Below are 13,672 nucleotides of genomic sequence, written 5' to 3'. Positions count from 1 at the left end.
TCTTAAGCGTTTTCGACGATGATGCCTTCGATGATGTTGGCCACATCTTCGCAACGGTCGGTCACAGTTTCCAGGATTTCATAGATGGCTTTCATCTTGATCAGGTTGCGCACGTCCGGTTCGTCGCGGAACAGCTTGGACATGGCGGCGCGCATCACGTGGTCGGCGTCCGATTCCAGGCGGTCGATCTCTTCGCAGATGGCGACGATCTGGCGCGAGTTGTCCATGTTGTGCAGCAGCGCCACGGCTTCCTTGACCTTCTCGGCGCAGGCCAGCACCAGCTCGGCCAGGCGCTTGGCCTCCGGCGTGACCGAATGCAGGTCGTACAGCGAGACGGTCTGGGCCGCGTCTTCCAGCAGGTCGAGGATGTCGTCCTGGCGGGTGATCAGCTTGTGGATGTCGTCGCGGTCGATCGGGGTGATGAAGGTCTTGTGCAGCAGGTCGACCGTGGCGTAGGTGATCTTGTCGGCTTGTTTCTCGATGCTCTCGATCGCGTGCACGCGGTTTTCCAGGTCATCGAAATTGGACATCAGGCCCACCATCTCTTTTGCGCCCTTGACGCACAGCTCGGCGTGCTGATTGAACAAGTCAAAGAATTTGCCCTCGGAGGGCATCAAACGTCCAAACATACTCTTCTCCGTTTTATTGATTACTGCTGGTCGCCGCCCGGCTTGTGCCCGGCCGGCGTGAGGATTAGTCGCCCTGGTAAACCGCGAGGTTACCGGAGTAGTTGCCAAACTTGGTGTACTGGCCGATCCAGGTCAGGCGCACCGCGCCGATCGGGCCGTTACGCTGCTTACCGATGATGATCTCGGCCGTTCCCTTATCGGGCGAGTCGGGGTTATAGACTTCGTCGCGATACAGGAAAATGATGACGTCCGCATCCTGCTCGATAGCGCCGGATTCGCGCAAGTCGGACATGACGGGCCGTTTGTTGGGGCGTTGTTCCAACGAGCGGTTCAGCTGCGACAGCGCGATCACCGGGCAACCCAGCTCCTTGGCCAGGCCTTTGAGCGAACGGGAAATCTCCGAGATCTCGGAGGCGCGGTTGTCGCCCGCCTTGGAACCCTGCATCAGCTGCAGGTAGTCGACAATGATCAGGCCGAGCTTGCCGCACTGGCGCGCCAGGCGGCGCGCGCGGGCGCGCATCTCGATCGGATTCAGTGCCGGGGTTTCATCGATGAACAGCTGGGCGTCGTTCATCTTCTGGATGGCGTGCGTCAGGCGCGGCCAGTCCTCGTCGTTCAGGCGGCCGGTGCGCAGGCGGTGCTGGTCGAGCTGGCCGACCGAACCGAGCATACGCATCGCCAGCTGGGCGCCGCCCATCTCCATCGAGAAGATCGCCACGGGCAGGCCGGCTTCGATGGCGACGTTTTCGCCGATATTCACGGAAAATGCGGTCTTGCCCATGGACGGACGGCCGGCCACGATGACCAGGTCGCCGCCCTGCAGGCCGGAGGTCATGCGGTCGAGGTCGATGAAGCCGGTCGGCACGCCGGTGATCTCGGACTGGTTGTCGCGCGAGTACAGCTCGTCGATGCGCTCGACCACCTGGGTCAGCAGCGGCTGCACCGCCAGCCAGCCGGCGGCGCCGCGGGCGCCCTGCTCGGCGATGGCGAAGATGCGCGATTCGGCCTCGTCGAGGATTTCCTTGGTTTCCTTGCCCTGCGGGCTGAACGCCTGGCCGGAGATGTCGTCGGCCACCGTGATCAGCTGGCGCAGCACCGAGCGGTCGCGCACGATCTCGGCGTAGCGGCGGATGTTGGCGGCCGACGGCGTGTTCTGCGCCATCGCGTTCAGGTAGGTCAGGCCGCCGACGTCGTCGGCCTTGCCCAGCTGGGTCAGGTTCTCGAAGACGGTGATCACGTCGGCCGGCTTGGACGAGTTGATCATCTTGACGATCTGTTCGAAGATGATGCGGTGATCGTAGCGGTAGAAGTCATCCGGCTGCATCATGTCCGCAATACGGTCGAACGCCGCGTTATCGCGCAGCAGGCCGCCGATGACGGACTGTTCTGCTTCGATGGAGTGCGGCGGGACGCGGAGCGAATCGACTTGCGGATCGGAGGGGGCGTTCATGGCGCGAATTATACCTGCTTGTGCCGTACTACAAAATTATGACGAGAAAAAAGCCGGGCAAGCCCGGCTTTTTTCAAGGGTGTTGCAAACCAGTCAGGCGTTGCCGCCCAGCCAGTTCTTAGGCAGCTTCGCCCACAACAGCAACGGTCACTTCCGCCAGCACGTCGGTGTGCAGCGAAACGGTGACTGGGAACTCGCCCACGGTCTTCAGCGGACCGGTTGGCAGACGCACGGCAGCTTTTTCCACTGCGAAGCCGGCTTTGGTCAGGGCTTCAGCGATGTCGAAGTTGGTTACCGAGCCGAACAGACGGCCATCCACGCCGGCTTTTTGCGAAACGGTCACGGTCATGCCGTTCAGTTTCTCGCCTTGCGCCTGGGCGGCGGCCAGTTTGGCGGCAGCAGCTTTTTCCAGTTCAGCGCGTTTGACTTCGAATTCCGCAACGGCGGCAGCGGTAGCGCGGCGAGCCATTTTTTGCGGGATCAGGAAGTTACGTGCGTAGCCGTCTTTAACTTTAACGACTTCACCCAGGTTGCCCAGATTGACAACTTTTTCCAACAGAATGATTTGCATAGTTCTTCTCCAGTTACTCTGCCGCGATTAAGCGTTGTGCAGATCGGTGTACGGCAGCAGGGCCAGATAGCGAGCGCGCTTGATTGCAGTGTCAACTTGACGCTGGTAGTGCGCTTTGGTGCCGGTCAGACGTGCTGGCATGATTTTGCCGTTTTCCTGGACGAAGTCTTTCAGGGTGTCTACGTCTTTGTAGTCTACTTGCTCAACGCCAGCGGCGGTGAAGCGGCAGAACTTCTTGCGCTTGAACAGTGGGTTTTGTTGCTTGCGCTTTTCTTTCAGCTTGAGCTTGTTTTTGTCGAACTTTTTACCGAATGCCATTTTAGGCTCCTGTATCTAAATTGAGCTGTCTGCGACAGCACTAAAATCAATGATGTGAAACACCAGGCTTTTGCTATTGCGGCTTTTCTTGTTGAGAAAACCGGTGAACTGGTACAGCCCTGCCAGCGGCGTCTGACTGAAGCGGCCTGAAATTTCGCCCGCGGCAATCGCGGAAATTTCAAACTCGCTCAATCGGGCGATGCCCGCCTCCATCTGCTGCGACCGGTGCTGGAGTACAGCATTGACGATCGGCATGCCGGCCGGGGTGTAACGGATCGCATCCCGTTCGGCGATGAGGGCGATGAACTGGAGCTGGTTCAGCGCGGTTCCTTCTCAGAACAATTAAGCAGCGGCTGGAGCAGCGGCCGGGGCTTCAGTGCGATGCGATTTCGCTGCATCTTCGCGTTGTACCGACTTCATCATTGGCGAAGGAGCGGTTTCCGCTTTCTTCATCTTGACGGTCAGGTGACGCAGAACGGCATCATTGAATTTGAATGCGGTTTCCAGCTCGACCAGGGTCTCGTTGTCGCATTCGATGTTCAGGCAGATGTAGTGTGCTTTGGCCAGTTTCTGGATCGAGTAAGCCATTTGACGACGGCCCCAATCTTCAACACGGTGCACGGCGCCGCCGCGGGTCGTTACGGTGGTTTTGTAACGTTCGATCATCGCGGGCACTTGCTCGCTCTGGTCCGGGTGGACGATAAATACGATTTCGTAGTGACGCATGTATAACTCCCTTAAGGACTTTAAAAAATAGCCCACCCTGGCGTCAAGACAGGTGTGGGAAGAGGTAAGCCCGCGACTATATCAGCTTTTCAAGCGGAACGCCAGCGCGGCGTGGCAGGTGCTACAGTGCGGCTTGCTTGCCTTGACAACAGGATTGCCCATGAAGCCATACCTCGCCCTCACCTTCGCGCTGGCCGCCGGCCCGGCCCTCGCCACCGACTATCCCGCCATCCAGACCAAGGCCTACAGCACGCCGCAGCTGCTGTTCGCGCTGCGCAGCGACACCCAGACGCTGGCGCGGCTGACGCCGGTGGCCGATCCCAGCTTCGACTTCACGCCCGGCCCGCGCGAGGCCGAACGCCAGTTCGACGGCTACCGCCACATCGGCGACCTGAGCCTCAAGCTGCGGCTGCCGGGCGGCGCGTGGCAGCGCTACGACACCTATTCGGCGCGCCAGCCGGTACGGGTGCTGCCGGCGGTGCGCGTGCTGGCCGCCGCCGACCTCGGCCCCACCATGGGCGCCGGCCTGCCGCTGACGGTCGAGCGCCGCTGGCTCAACGACAAGGGCGCGCTGGTGCTGCGCTACACCCTGGTCAACCGCGGCAGCCAGGCGGTCGAGGTGGGTGAAGCGGCGATGCCGATGGTGTTCGACAACATGATCGCCGGCCGCACGCCGGACGAGATCCAGGCCAGCGCCAGCACGGTCAAGCCGCACATCGGCGACAAGGGCTTGGTCGAAGTGGCGCGCCTGAACGGCCAGCCGCCGGCCTTGCGCGTACTGCCCGACGGCCGCACGCCGCTGACCGGCTGGCAGCCGCCGGCCGACCAGCGCGCCGCCAACGAGGACTACGCCAGCTGGGTCACCGGCGGCTTCACGCTCAAGCCGGGCGCCAAACGTGACATCGGCCTGCGCTTCGTGATCCGCCCGCAGGGCGCGACGCGATGAATCAGGCAACTTTTTTCACATTATTTCGTTCAAAGCAATAAATTCCCTTGCATTACGGCGCGCACTGTACAAAAATACAGACTGTCTATATACACAGCCCAACGTACCCCATGCTCAAGCTCACCGCACGCCAGGAACAAATCCTGAATCTGATCAAGGACGCCATCGAAAACACCGGCTTCCCGCCGACGCGCGCCGAGATCGCCAACGAACTGGGCTTCAAGTCCGCCAACGCCGCCGAGGAGCATTTGCAGGCGCTGGCGCGCAAGGGCGCGATTGAAATCGCCGCCGGCACCTCGCGCGGCATCCGCCTGCTGGGCGTGCACGCCGAACCGGCCACGCCGAAGATCCCGGCCGCGCTGATGATGTCGCTGCCGCTGATCGGCCGCGTGGCCGCCGGTTCGCCGATCCTGGCGCAGGAAAACCTGGAGGCGAGCTACAACGTCGATCCGGCCATGTTTGCCTCCAAGCCCGACTACCTGCTGAAGGTGCGCGGCGAATCGATGCGCGACGCCGGCATCATGGACGGCGATTTGCTGGCCGTGAAAAAGGTGGATAGCGCCAAGAACGGGCAGATCGTGGTGGCCCGCATCGGTAGCGAAGTGACGGTCAAGCGCTACCGCAAGACCGGCTCGACCATCGAGCTGCTGCCGGAGAATCCGGACTTCAAGATCATCAAGGTCGATCCGGAGGCGGACGAGTTTGCGCTGGAAGGGTTGGCGGTCGGCCTGATGCGGACCTGGCATTAATGCTGTAACAGCTCGCGGCACCCGCGCAACCCGCACACCGCTGCGGCCAGGGTCAGACCCCGCAGGGGTCTGACCCTTTCGTTTGGGGGTTGCCCCCCCCCCCACGTTTTTCAGCACCCTTCCAGGGCGGTGCAGAAGTCGTCCAGCAGGTCGGCGGTATCTTCAATGCCGACCGAGACGCGGATCAGCGATTCCGCGATGCCCATCGACGCCCGGCGCTCGGCGCCCATCTCGAAGAAGATGGTGTGCGCGACCGGGATGATCAACGTGCGGTTGTCGCCCAGGTTGGATGCCGGAATCGCCAGCTTCAGGCGGTTCAGGAAGTCGAAGCAGTCCAGGCCGTCCTTCAGTTCAAAACTCAGCAGCGAGCCGTGCGCGCGGAACAGTTCCGAACTGATGGCGTGCTGCGGATGCGATTTCAGGCCCGGGTAGTAGACGGCGGCCACACGTTCATCTTTTTCCAGCATCTCGGCCAGCGCCAGCGCATTGGTGGTGGTGCGCTGCATGCGCAGCGCCAGCGTTTCGGCGCCGACGGCGATGTGGTGCGCGGCGTCCGGCGCCAGCGAGGAGCCGAAGTCGCGCAGCGCCTTGGCGCGGATCTGCGCCAGGCCCCATTGCAGCGGCGCGGCCTTCTTGTAGTTCTCGTAGATGTTCGGGAAGCGCGTCCAGTCATAGGCGCCGGTATCGGTCAGGCTGCCGCCCAGCGCGTTGCCGTGGCCGCCGATCGACTTGGTCAGCGCGTTGACCACCAGGCCGGCGCCGACGTCCTTCGGCAGGAACAGGTAAGGCGTGGTCATGGTGTTGTCCACCACGTACAGGATGCCGCGCGCCTGGCACAGTTCGCCGATGCGCTTCAGGTCCGCCACCTGCGTGCGCGGATTGGCGATGGTTTCGACGAACACCACGCGGGTGTTTTCGGTGATGGCCGCTTCGACATTGGCGACATCGGTGGCGTCGACGAAGGACACGCCGATGCCCTGGCTCATGGCGGTCTGCCACAGGCTGTTGGTGTTACCGAACAGGAAAGCCGACGACACCACGTGGTCGCCCGTGCGCAGCAGCGCCTGCACCACGGCGCCGATGGCGCCCATGCCGGTGGCGAAGCAGATCGTGCCGACGCCCTGCTCCATCTTGTTGACCTTGTCTTCCAGAGCCGAGATGGTCGGATTGCCCTGGCGGCCGTAACGGAAGCCCGGCTCCTTGCCCTGGAACACCGACGCCAGCTGGCGCGCATCGGCATAGCCGAACGCCACCGAGGTGTGGATCGGCTTGTGCAGCGAACCGTGCTCGATACCCTTCAGGCGGTCGTTGTGCAGGATGGTGGTGGTGAAACCGTAGTTTTTCTTGTCGTTCATGGGATGAGCGTTTGAATACAGATAACTTGTCGAATGGTGATCCGTGTTGCTGCCGTCTACCCCGCACGGCGGCGAACAGGGGTCAGACCCCATGCGGGGTCTGACCCCGCGTCCGGGTGCGGGGTCAACACTCAATCACGCTTCGCTGGCGGCCAGGTTCAGGTTCAGCTGCGAACGGCCGGCGTCTTCCGGCGCGGCGGCCTTGCTCGGGTGGTGGCGCTCGTACTCCAGCTTGTCCAGGTATTCGCGGGTGACGTCGCCGGTGACGTACACGCCATCGAAGCACGAAGCTTCGAAGCTGGTCAGCGCCGGATTCACATCCGAGATGGCGCGTTTCAGCGCATCGATGTCCTGGTACACCAGCGCATCGGCGGTGATCTCGCGGCACACCTCTTCCACCGTGCGGCCGTGGGCGATCAGCTCGTCGCGGGTCGGCATGTCGATGCCGTACACGTTCGGGTAGATCACCGGTGGCGCCGCCGACGCGAAGATCACTTTCTTGGCGCCCGAGTCGCGCGCCATCTGCACGATCTCGCGGCTGGTGGTGCCGCGCACGATGGAGTCATCCACCAGCAGCACGACCTTGTCCTTGAACTCGTCCGGAATCGCGTTCAGCTTCTGGCGCACCGACTTCTTGCGCGCGGCCTGGCCCGGCATGATGAAGGTACGGCCGATGTAGCGGTTCTTGATGAAGCCTTCGCGGTATTCCACGTTCAGCGCCAGCGCCAGCTGGATCGCGGCGGGACGCGACGAATCCGGAATCGGCATGACGACGTCGATCTTCATGTCCTTCAGTTCGCGCTTGATCTTCTCGGCCAGGTACTCGCCCATTTTCAGGCGGGTGGCGTAGACCGAGGCGCCGTCGATGACCGAGTCAGGACGGGCCAGGTAGACGAACTCGAACACGCAAGGGTTCAGCGACGGATTGTCGGCGCACTGGCGCGCGTGCAGCTGCTTGTTGTTGTCGATGAAGACCGCCTCGCCCGGCGCGATGTCGCGCACGAAGCGGAAGCCCATGCCTTCCAGCGCCACCGATTCCGACGCGATCAGGTATTCCACGCCTTCCGGCGTTTCGTTGATGCCCAGGCACAGCGGACGAATGCCGAACGGATCACGGAAGGCCAGCAGGCCGACGCCGGCGATCTGCGCCACGGCAGCGTAGCCGCCGCGCACACGGCGGTGCAGCACGGTGACGGCGTTGAAGATGGTATCGGCGTCGATCGAGATGCCGACCGTGGCTTTTTCGATCTCGTGCGCCAGCACGTTCAGCAACACTTCCGAATCGGAATCGGTGTTGATGTGGCGGCGGTCGTTCTCGAACATTTCCTTTTTCAGCTGTTCCCAGTTGGTCAGGTTGCCGTTGTGGGCCAGCGTGATGCCGAACGGGGCGTTGACGTAGAACGGTTGCGCTTCTTCCTCGCTCGACGAGCCGGCGGTTGGGTAACGGCAGTGGCCGATACCGGAATTGCCTTGCAGCGTACGCATGTTACGGGTACGGAACACGTCGCGCACCAGGCCATTGGCCTTGTGCATGGCGAACATGCTGCTGTGATTGGTCGCGATACCTGCCGCATCCTGGCCGCGGTGCTGCAGCAGCAGCAGAGCGTCATACAGCATTTGATTAACAGGTTGATGGGAAACGACGCCGACGATGCCACACATGATGGTGCTCCTGACAGGTACTAAAGATTAAAAACGCAGATTTAAAGAATTCAAAAGTTCACATGCTGCGCCATTGCAGCGGGAAGATACGCCTTGACCATGCGGGCGCCGGTTTCGGCGGTGGGACTCAAAGCGGCATGCTTCCAAAAATCCTGCTTCGGCAACGAGGTCATCCCACATAAGATGACGCCGGCCAACACAATTACAAGGCCACGGCACACGCCGAACGCCATGCCCAGCAGGCGGTCGAACAGGCTCAGGCCGCCCGCGTCGATCAGGGCGTCCAGCGCCATCGACAGCAGGCCCATCAAAATCCGCGCACCGACAAACAGTGCGATAAAGGCAAGGATCAGCCGCAGCACCTCGCCCGGCACCGCCGCCGGCAGCATCTGCGCCAGCGGCGCGGCGTAGGCGTTGGCGGCGACGAAGGCGACGATCCAGCCGGCCAGCGACAGCACTTCCTTGACCAGGCCGCGCACCACGCCGATGATGACCGACGTGGCCAGCACGAAGATCACCAGGTAGTCGAAAATCGTCACGTCGCGCTGCGGATCAGACGGTTTCCAGACGGCCTTCGAGGCCCATGCTGCTCAGCTTGGCCTTCACCTTCTCGGCTTCTTCCTTGCTGCTGAACGGCCCCACGCGCACGCGCGTGATGCCGCTCGCGGTTTTCTGCGTGAAGGAGCTGATGCCGGCGTTTTTCAGCTTGGTGCGCAGCTCGTCGGCCTTGGCCTGGTCGCTCAGCGCGGCCACCTGCAGCACGAATTTCTGGCCGTCGGCGGCGGCAGGCGCGGCGCCCTTGCCTTCCAGGATGGCCAGCGCGCGCGCGTCTTCCGACTTGGTGTCCGCTTTGGCCGGCTTGGTTTCAGCTGGCTTGGCGGCCTTGGCTTCGGCCAGCTTGCGCTCGGCGTCCTGCTTTTCCTTCAACTTGGCTTCGGCCTTGGCCTCGGCCAGCTTGCGTTCCTGTTCCTGCTTGTAGTCGGCGTCCTGGCGGGCTTTCAGCTCGCGGTCGGCCTGGGCCTTGGCTTGCGCTTCGGCGCGGGCTTCCGCCTTGGCTTTGGCTTCGTCGGCCTTGGTGGTGTCGACAGCGGCGGCGGCCGGGGACGGTTTGGCGGCTGGCGCAGGCTTGACGTCGTCGACGATTTCTTCCTTGCTGTCCAGTGCGGCGGATGGCGGCACGGCGGCGGCCGGCGCCGGGGCGATGTCGGCGGACGGCTTGTCCTTGGATGGGATCTTGATTTCGATGTCGGTCGACAGCGGCTTCGGCTCGGAATCGAGCAGCATCGGCAGGCCGACGGCGACGCCCAGCGCCAGCATGATGGCGCCCACCAAGCGGCGGCGCGCGCGTTTCTTTTCCGGCAACACCGGATCGTCCTCTTCGCGGTCGCGGCTGCGGCGCTTCGGACCATCGGACGACGAAGCGCGCTTGGAGCGGGCACGTTCGGTCATCGCCTGATCGTCTGCGCTGGTGTAATAACCGCTGTCTTGACCAGCGGTGTCTTGCTTGTTTTTACCGGATTTCGAGAACAAGCCCATGCGTGATTTCAGTCCTGTGCGTTCAGTGGAGTGAGGATTTTCGCGCCGCCATGACACCGGCGACGGTCAGGAAAGATCCAAAGACCACAATTCTATCATCCTCACCGGCCCGGCTGATGGCATTTGCGTACGCGGCGGCCGGATCGTCGAACACATTGATGGTGCGTTCGTCGCGCTCCGGCTGCACCAGCTGCACCTTGGCCGCCAGCTCCGACGCGCTGGCCGAACGCGGCGACGGCAGCGTCGCCAGGCACCAGTGGTCGATGTGCTCGGACATGGCGGCGATGACGCCGTCGATGTCCTTGTCCTGCATCGAGCCGAACACGGCGTAGGTGTAGCGGTGGAAGCCCATATTGCCGAGGTTCTGGTTCAGCGCGGCGGCCGCGTGCGGATTGTGGGCGACGTCGAGGATGATGGTCGGGCGGCCCGGCAGCACCTGGAAGCGGCCCGGCAGTTCCACCGTCACCAGGCCGGTACGCACTTCCTGCGCGCCGACCGGCAGGTCCAGCTTCAGCGCTTCCAGCGCGGCCAGGGCGGCGCAGGCGTTGAGAATCTGGTTGGCGCCGCGCAGGCTCGGATAGGCCAGCGAATTGCGGCGCTGGTTGCGGCCGCCGTAACTCCACTGCTGCTTGTCGCCGGAGTAATTGAAATCGCGGCCCATCAGCCACAGATCGGCGCCGATGGCTTCGGCATGGTCGATCAGCGACTGCGGCGGCACCGGGTCCGAGCAGATCGCGGTTTTACCGGCGCGGAAGATGCCGGCTTTCTCGAAGCCGATTTTCTCGCGGGTGTCGCCCAGGTAGTCGGTGTGGTCGATGTCGACGCTGGTGACGATGGAGACGTCGGCGTCGACGATATTGACCGCGTCCAGGCGGCCGCCCAGCCCCACTTCGAGGATGACGACATCCATGCCGGCTTGCGACAGCAGCTTCATGATGGCCAGCGTGGTGAATTCGAAATAGGTCAGCGTGGTGTCGCCGCGCGCCGCTTCGACCTCGTTGAAAGCGGCGACCAGCACGTCATCGCTGGCCAGATCGCCGTTGACGCGGGCGCGTTCGTTGAAGTCGAGGAAGTGCGGCTTGATGTACAGGCCAACCTTATAGCCGGCGCGCAGCAGGATCGATTCCAGCATCGAGCAGGTCGAACCCTTGCCGTTGGTGCCGGCCACCATGATGACCGGGCAGCTGAAGCTCAGCTGCAAGCGTTCCTTGACGGCGAGAACGCGGTCCAGGCCCATGTTGATGACGGTTTCGGCGTGGCGCGATTCGAGCAGCGCAAGCCAGGCGGGCAAAGTAGTTGGGAGGTTCGACATGATGAGACTCTGAAATGAAAACGGCGCGCAGGCCGGATGATATCCGATTGCGCGCCGTGGCGTGTGAGCCGGGCCTGTTTTTAGGCGAGGACTTCCACAGGTTGGTTTTGCAGCAATGCCAGCAGACGGGCGATTTCTTCGCGCATCTTGCGGCGGTCGACGATCATGTCGACAGCGCCCTTGGTGACCAGGAACTCGGCGCGCTGGAAACCTTCCGGCAGTTTCTCGCGCACGGTGTTTTCGATCACGCGCGGGCCGGCGAAGCCGATCAGCGCCTTCGGCTCGGCGATCACGACGTCGCCCATGAAGGCGAACGAAGCGGACACGCCGCCCATGGTCGGGTCGGTCAGCACGCTGATGAATGGCAGTTTCTTTTCCGACAGCTTGGTCAGCATGGCGGTGGTCTTGGCCATCTGCATCAGCGACAGCAGGCCCTCTTGCATGCGGGCGCCGCCGGTGGCGGTGATGCAAATGAACGGCACTTTCTGTTCCAGGGCCTGTTGCGCGCCGCGCACGAAGCGCTCGCCGACCACGGAACCCATCGAGCCGCCCATGAATTCGAATTCGAAGCACGCCACCACGACCGGCAGGCTCATGATGGAGCCGCCCATGACGATCAGCGCATCGGTCTCGCCGGTGGCTTCCATGGCTTGCTTGAGGCGGTCCGGGTATTTCTTGCTGTCTTTGAACTTCAGCGTGTCGACCGGCAGGGTATCCATGCCGATTTCATAACGGCCGCCGGCGTCGAACAGGCTGTCGAGGCGTTCGCGGGCGCGGATGCGCATATGGTGGTCGCATTTCGGGCAAACGTGCAGGTTCGACTCCAGGTCGGTGCGGTACAGAACGGCTTCGCACGACGGGCATTTGACCCACAGGCCTTCCGGCATGGTCTTGCGCGCGGCAGCGTCGGAACGCTGAATTCTAGGGGGCAGCAGTTTTTCCAACCAACTCATAAATTCTCCTTGCAGCTAACTCGTGGGCCGAAGTGTAGCCGTTTCCCGCCGCCCTGTCGAACATTGCATTACATTAATTTTGACCTGCCGTCATGGAAAAGGTGGGCCTTTAGAGGTAAACCACTACGCCTCGCGTTCCGCCAACGTTGGCTCATTGATATCAATCGTATATCCCGTTCCCGCAATATAGCGCAGATAGCGATAAATCATGTCTTCTGCTGACAAGCCATACGGCTCGCCTAATTTCTTGTAGTAGTCGATCGAATGGAAATCAAGCCGGAAAGTTATTTCCTTACTTAAACTCTCAAAATACGGATTTAGTATCACCTTAGGCATACAATACCCTTTCAATAAGAAATCTTCCGTGCGGAAATAATTCGTACCGAATCGCGTTGACGATAACAGTGGCAGACAGCCAGGCGCCGTGCCTTTTCGCTATAGCCGAGGATAATATATCTATCCTCATTGTCAGAGTGGACGGCGTCAAACTCAACCTCGGCGTATCGGTCGTCGAACACGGTTAAAGCTTCTTCAAAGCTCACGCCATGCTTGCGCAGGTTGGCTTTGGCTTTGCGGGGATCCCAGGTGAAGCGCACGACCGCTCCCTTTCAACATAGCGAATACTTAACTATGTATCAAGGTGAGCAGTCGGGATTTGCGGGGCGTCAGGCGTCGAGGGCGGTGCGGATGGAGGTGGTGAAGGCTTGCACTGCGGCAACTGCGCCGTCCTGGCCGGCGCTTTCGATTTCCTGGATGATGCGGCTGCCGATGACGACCGCGTCAGCCACTTCGGCCACGGCGCGCGCGGTGGCGCCGTCGCGGATGCCGAAGCCTACGCCGACCGGCAACTTGACGTGCTTGCGGATCGCCGTCAGGCGCTGCGCCACATCGGCCACGTCGATATTGCCGGCGCCCGTCACGCCCTTCAGCGAGACATAGTAGCTGAAGCCGCCGCCCACCTTGGCCACCTGCGCAATGCGCTCCTCGGTCGAGGTCGGCGCCAGCAGGAAGATCAGGTCCAGCTCGGCCGCGCGCATGGCGGCGGCGAACTCTTCGCACTCTTCCGGCGGATAATCGACCACGATCGCGCCGTCCGCGCCCACCGCCACCGATTGCTCGATGAAGGCCTGCGGACCGATGCGTTCGATCGGATTGGCATAGCCCATCAGCACCACCGGCGTGGTCTGGTTGGTCTTGCGGAACTCGGCCACGTAGCCGAACACATCGCGGATGCCGACGCCGTTGGCCAGCGCCCGCTCGCAGGCGCGCTGGATCACCGGGCCTTCGGCCATCGGATCGGAAAACGGTACGCCGAGCTCGATGATGTCGGCGCCGCCGGCCACCAGCGCATGCATCAGCGGCACGGTCGATTCCTTGCCGGGATCGCCGGCCGTGATGAAAGTAACGAGCGCGGTCTTGTTTTGCGCCTTCAAGGCGCTGAAAGTTGCTGCAATCTTGGACATTG

Annotated in this window: 17 protein-coding genes; 2 read left to right on the top strand and 15 right to left on the bottom strand. The window is 62.3% G+C overall.

What is annotated here, in order from left to right:
- Positions 1–2: 2 nt before the first annotated feature.
- From GJ695_RS11835 to rpsF, 6 genes are all read right to left on the bottom strand, one after another.
- Positions 3–629, bottom strand: a complete 627-nt coding sequence (locus GJ695_RS11835; protein ID WP_154360997.1) for a DUF47 domain-containing protein — start codon at positions 627–629, stop codon at positions 3–5.
- 64 nt (positions 630–693) lie between these two features.
- Positions 694–2,079, bottom strand: a complete 1,386-nt coding sequence (locus GJ695_RS11830) for a replicative DNA helicase (RefSeq protein WP_154364894.1) — start codon at positions 2,077–2,079, stop codon at positions 694–696.
- Between the two features lie 118 nt (positions 2,080–2,197).
- Entirely contained in the window at positions 2,198–2,650 is a 453-nt protein-coding gene (rplI, locus tag GJ695_RS11825) for a 50S ribosomal protein L9 (RefSeq protein WP_154364892.1), read from the bottom strand.
- A gap of 27 nt (positions 2,651–2,677) precedes the next feature.
- Positions 2,678–2,968, bottom strand: coding sequence for a 30S ribosomal protein S18 (gene rpsR / locus GJ695_RS11820; protein WP_090176193.1), 291 nt, complete (start codon positions 2,966–2,968; stop codon positions 2,678–2,680).
- Between the two features lie 15 nt (positions 2,969–2,983).
- The gene (gene priB, locus GJ695_RS11815; RefSeq protein WP_154364890.1) at positions 2,984–3,289 is read right to left on the bottom strand and encodes a primosomal replication protein N; all 306 of its coding nucleotides are present in this window, start codon (positions 3,287–3,289) and stop codon (positions 2,984–2,986) included.
- Between the two features lie 21 nt (positions 3,290–3,310).
- Entirely contained in the window at positions 3,311–3,694 is a 384-nt protein-coding gene (gene rpsF / locus GJ695_RS11810; RefSeq protein ID WP_154361001.1) for a 30S ribosomal protein S6, read from the bottom strand.
- A 160-nt stretch (positions 3,695–3,854) separates the two neighbouring features.
- On the opposite strand from rpsF, the gene GJ695_RS11805 reads away from it, so the two are divergent.
- Both GJ695_RS11805 and lexA read left to right on the top strand, forming a co-directional pair.
- Positions 3,855–4,640: a DUF5695 domain-containing protein gene (locus tag GJ695_RS11805; RefSeq protein WP_154364888.1), complete on the top strand. Its 786-nt coding sequence runs from the start codon at positions 3,855–3,857 to the stop codon at positions 4,638–4,640.
- 110 nt (positions 4,641–4,750) lie between these two features.
- The gene (lexA, locus tag GJ695_RS11800) at positions 4,751–5,389 is read left to right on the top strand and encodes a transcriptional repressor LexA (protein ID WP_154364886.1); all 639 of its coding nucleotides are present in this window, start codon (positions 4,751–4,753) and stop codon (positions 5,387–5,389) included.
- 110 nt (positions 5,390–5,499) lie between these two features.
- Here the strand turns inward: lexA and GJ695_RS11795 are convergent, their stop codons facing one another.
- From GJ695_RS11795 to trpA, 9 genes are all read right to left on the bottom strand, one after another.
- The gene (locus GJ695_RS11795; RefSeq protein WP_154364884.1) at positions 5,500–6,744 is read right to left on the bottom strand and encodes a cystathionine gamma-synthase family protein; all 1,245 of its coding nucleotides are present in this window, start codon (positions 6,742–6,744) and stop codon (positions 5,500–5,502) included.
- A 135-nt stretch (positions 6,745–6,879) separates the two neighbouring features.
- On the bottom strand, positions 6,880–8,406 hold the full coding sequence (gene purF, locus GJ695_RS11790; RefSeq protein ID WP_154364882.1) for an amidophosphoribosyltransferase: 1,527 nt from the start codon (positions 8,404–8,406) through the stop codon (positions 6,880–6,882).
- A 50-nt stretch (positions 8,407–8,456) separates the two neighbouring features.
- Complete coding sequence (locus GJ695_RS11785; protein ID WP_166455115.1) at positions 8,457–8,945, bottom strand: CvpA family protein; 489 nt, start codon at positions 8,943–8,945, stop codon at positions 8,457–8,459.
- A 13-nt stretch (positions 8,946–8,958) separates the two neighbouring features.
- Positions 8,959–9,855, bottom strand: coding sequence for an SPOR domain-containing protein (locus GJ695_RS11780; RefSeq protein WP_308492654.1), 897 nt, complete (start codon positions 9,853–9,855; stop codon positions 8,959–8,961).
- Positions 9,856–9,964: 109 nt separating this feature from the next.
- Positions 9,965–11,254, bottom strand: a complete 1,290-nt coding sequence (gene folC / locus GJ695_RS11775; RefSeq protein ID WP_154364879.1) for a bifunctional tetrahydrofolate synthase/dihydrofolate synthase — start codon at positions 11,252–11,254, stop codon at positions 9,965–9,967.
- 80 nt (positions 11,255–11,334) lie between these two features.
- Positions 11,335–12,207 carry an acetyl-CoA carboxylase, carboxyltransferase subunit beta gene (gene accD, locus GJ695_RS11770; protein ID WP_110844538.1) on the bottom strand — a complete coding sequence of 291 codons (873 nt, stop codon included), beginning with the start codon at positions 12,205–12,207 and terminating at the stop codon, positions 11,335–11,337.
- Positions 12,208–12,330: 123 nt separating this feature from the next.
- Positions 12,331–12,543, bottom strand: coding sequence for a hypothetical protein (locus tag GJ695_RS11765; RefSeq protein ID WP_154364877.1), 213 nt, complete (start codon positions 12,541–12,543; stop codon positions 12,331–12,333).
- An 11-nt stretch (positions 12,544–12,554) separates the two neighbouring features.
- Positions 12,555–12,803, bottom strand: coding sequence for a BrnT family toxin (locus GJ695_RS11760; RefSeq protein WP_166455114.1), 249 nt, complete (start codon positions 12,801–12,803; stop codon positions 12,555–12,557).
- A gap of 69 nt (positions 12,804–12,872) precedes the next feature.
- Complete coding sequence (trpA, locus tag GJ695_RS11755; RefSeq protein WP_154364875.1) at positions 12,873–13,670, bottom strand: tryptophan synthase subunit alpha; 798 nt, start codon at positions 13,668–13,670, stop codon at positions 12,873–12,875.
- Positions 13,671–13,672 lie beyond the last annotated feature (2 nt).

It is taken from the genome of Duganella alba, from assembly GCF_009674495.1.
Classification (GTDB): Bacteria; Pseudomonadota; Gammaproteobacteria; order Burkholderiales; family Burkholderiaceae_D; genus Rugamonas; species Rugamonas alba.
This window is presented reverse-complemented; position numbering and strand designations above follow the sequence as displayed.

Coding starts and splice junctions, on each gene's coding strand:
- GJ695_RS11835 (WP_154360997.1), bottom strand. CDS start 629: ATGTTTGGACGTTTGATGCCCTCCGAGGGCAAATTCTTTGACTTGTTC.
- GJ695_RS11830 (WP_154364894.1), bottom strand. CDS start 2,079: ATGAACGCCCCCTCCGATCCGCAAGTCGATTCGCTCCGCGTCCCGCCG.
- rplI (WP_154364892.1), bottom strand. CDS start 2,650: ATGCAAATCATTCTGTTGGAAAAAGTTGTCAATCTGGGCAACCTGGGT.
- rpsR (WP_090176193.1), bottom strand. CDS start 2,968: ATGGCATTCGGTAAAAAGTTCGACAAAAACAAGCTCAAGCTGAAAGAA.
- rpsF (WP_154361001.1), bottom strand. CDS start 3,694: ATGCGTCACTACGAAATCGTATTTATCGTCCACCCGGACCAGAGCGAG.
- GJ695_RS11805 (WP_154364888.1), top strand. CDS start 3,855: ATGAAGCCATACCTCGCCCTCACCTTCGCGCTGGCCGCCGGCCCGGCC.
- lexA (WP_154364886.1), top strand. CDS start 4,751: ATGCTCAAGCTCACCGCACGCCAGGAACAAATCCTGAATCTGATCAAG.
- GJ695_RS11795 (WP_154364884.1), bottom strand. CDS start 6,744: ATGAACGACAAGAAAAACTACGGTTTCACCACCACCATCCTGCACAAC.
- purF (WP_154364882.1), bottom strand. CDS start 8,406: ATGTGTGGCATCGTCGGCGTCGTTTCCCATCAACCTGTTAATCAAATG.
- GJ695_RS11780 (WP_308492654.1), bottom strand. CDS start 9,855: ATGACCGAACGTGCCCGCTCCAAGCGCGCTTCGTCGTCCGATGGTCCG.
- folC (WP_154364879.1), bottom strand. CDS start 11,254: ATGTCGAACCTCCCAACTACTTTGCCCGCCTGGCTTGCGCTGCTCGAA.
- accD (WP_110844538.1), bottom strand. CDS start 12,207: ATGAGTTGGTTGGAAAAACTGCTGCCCCCTAGAATTCAGCGTTCCGAC.
- GJ695_RS11765 (WP_154364877.1), bottom strand. CDS start 12,543: ATGCCTAAGGTGATACTAAATCCGTATTTTGAGAGTTTAAGTAAGGAA.
- trpA (WP_154364875.1), bottom strand. CDS start 13,670: ATGTCCAAGATTGCAGCAACTTTCAGCGCCTTGAAGGCGCAAAACAAG.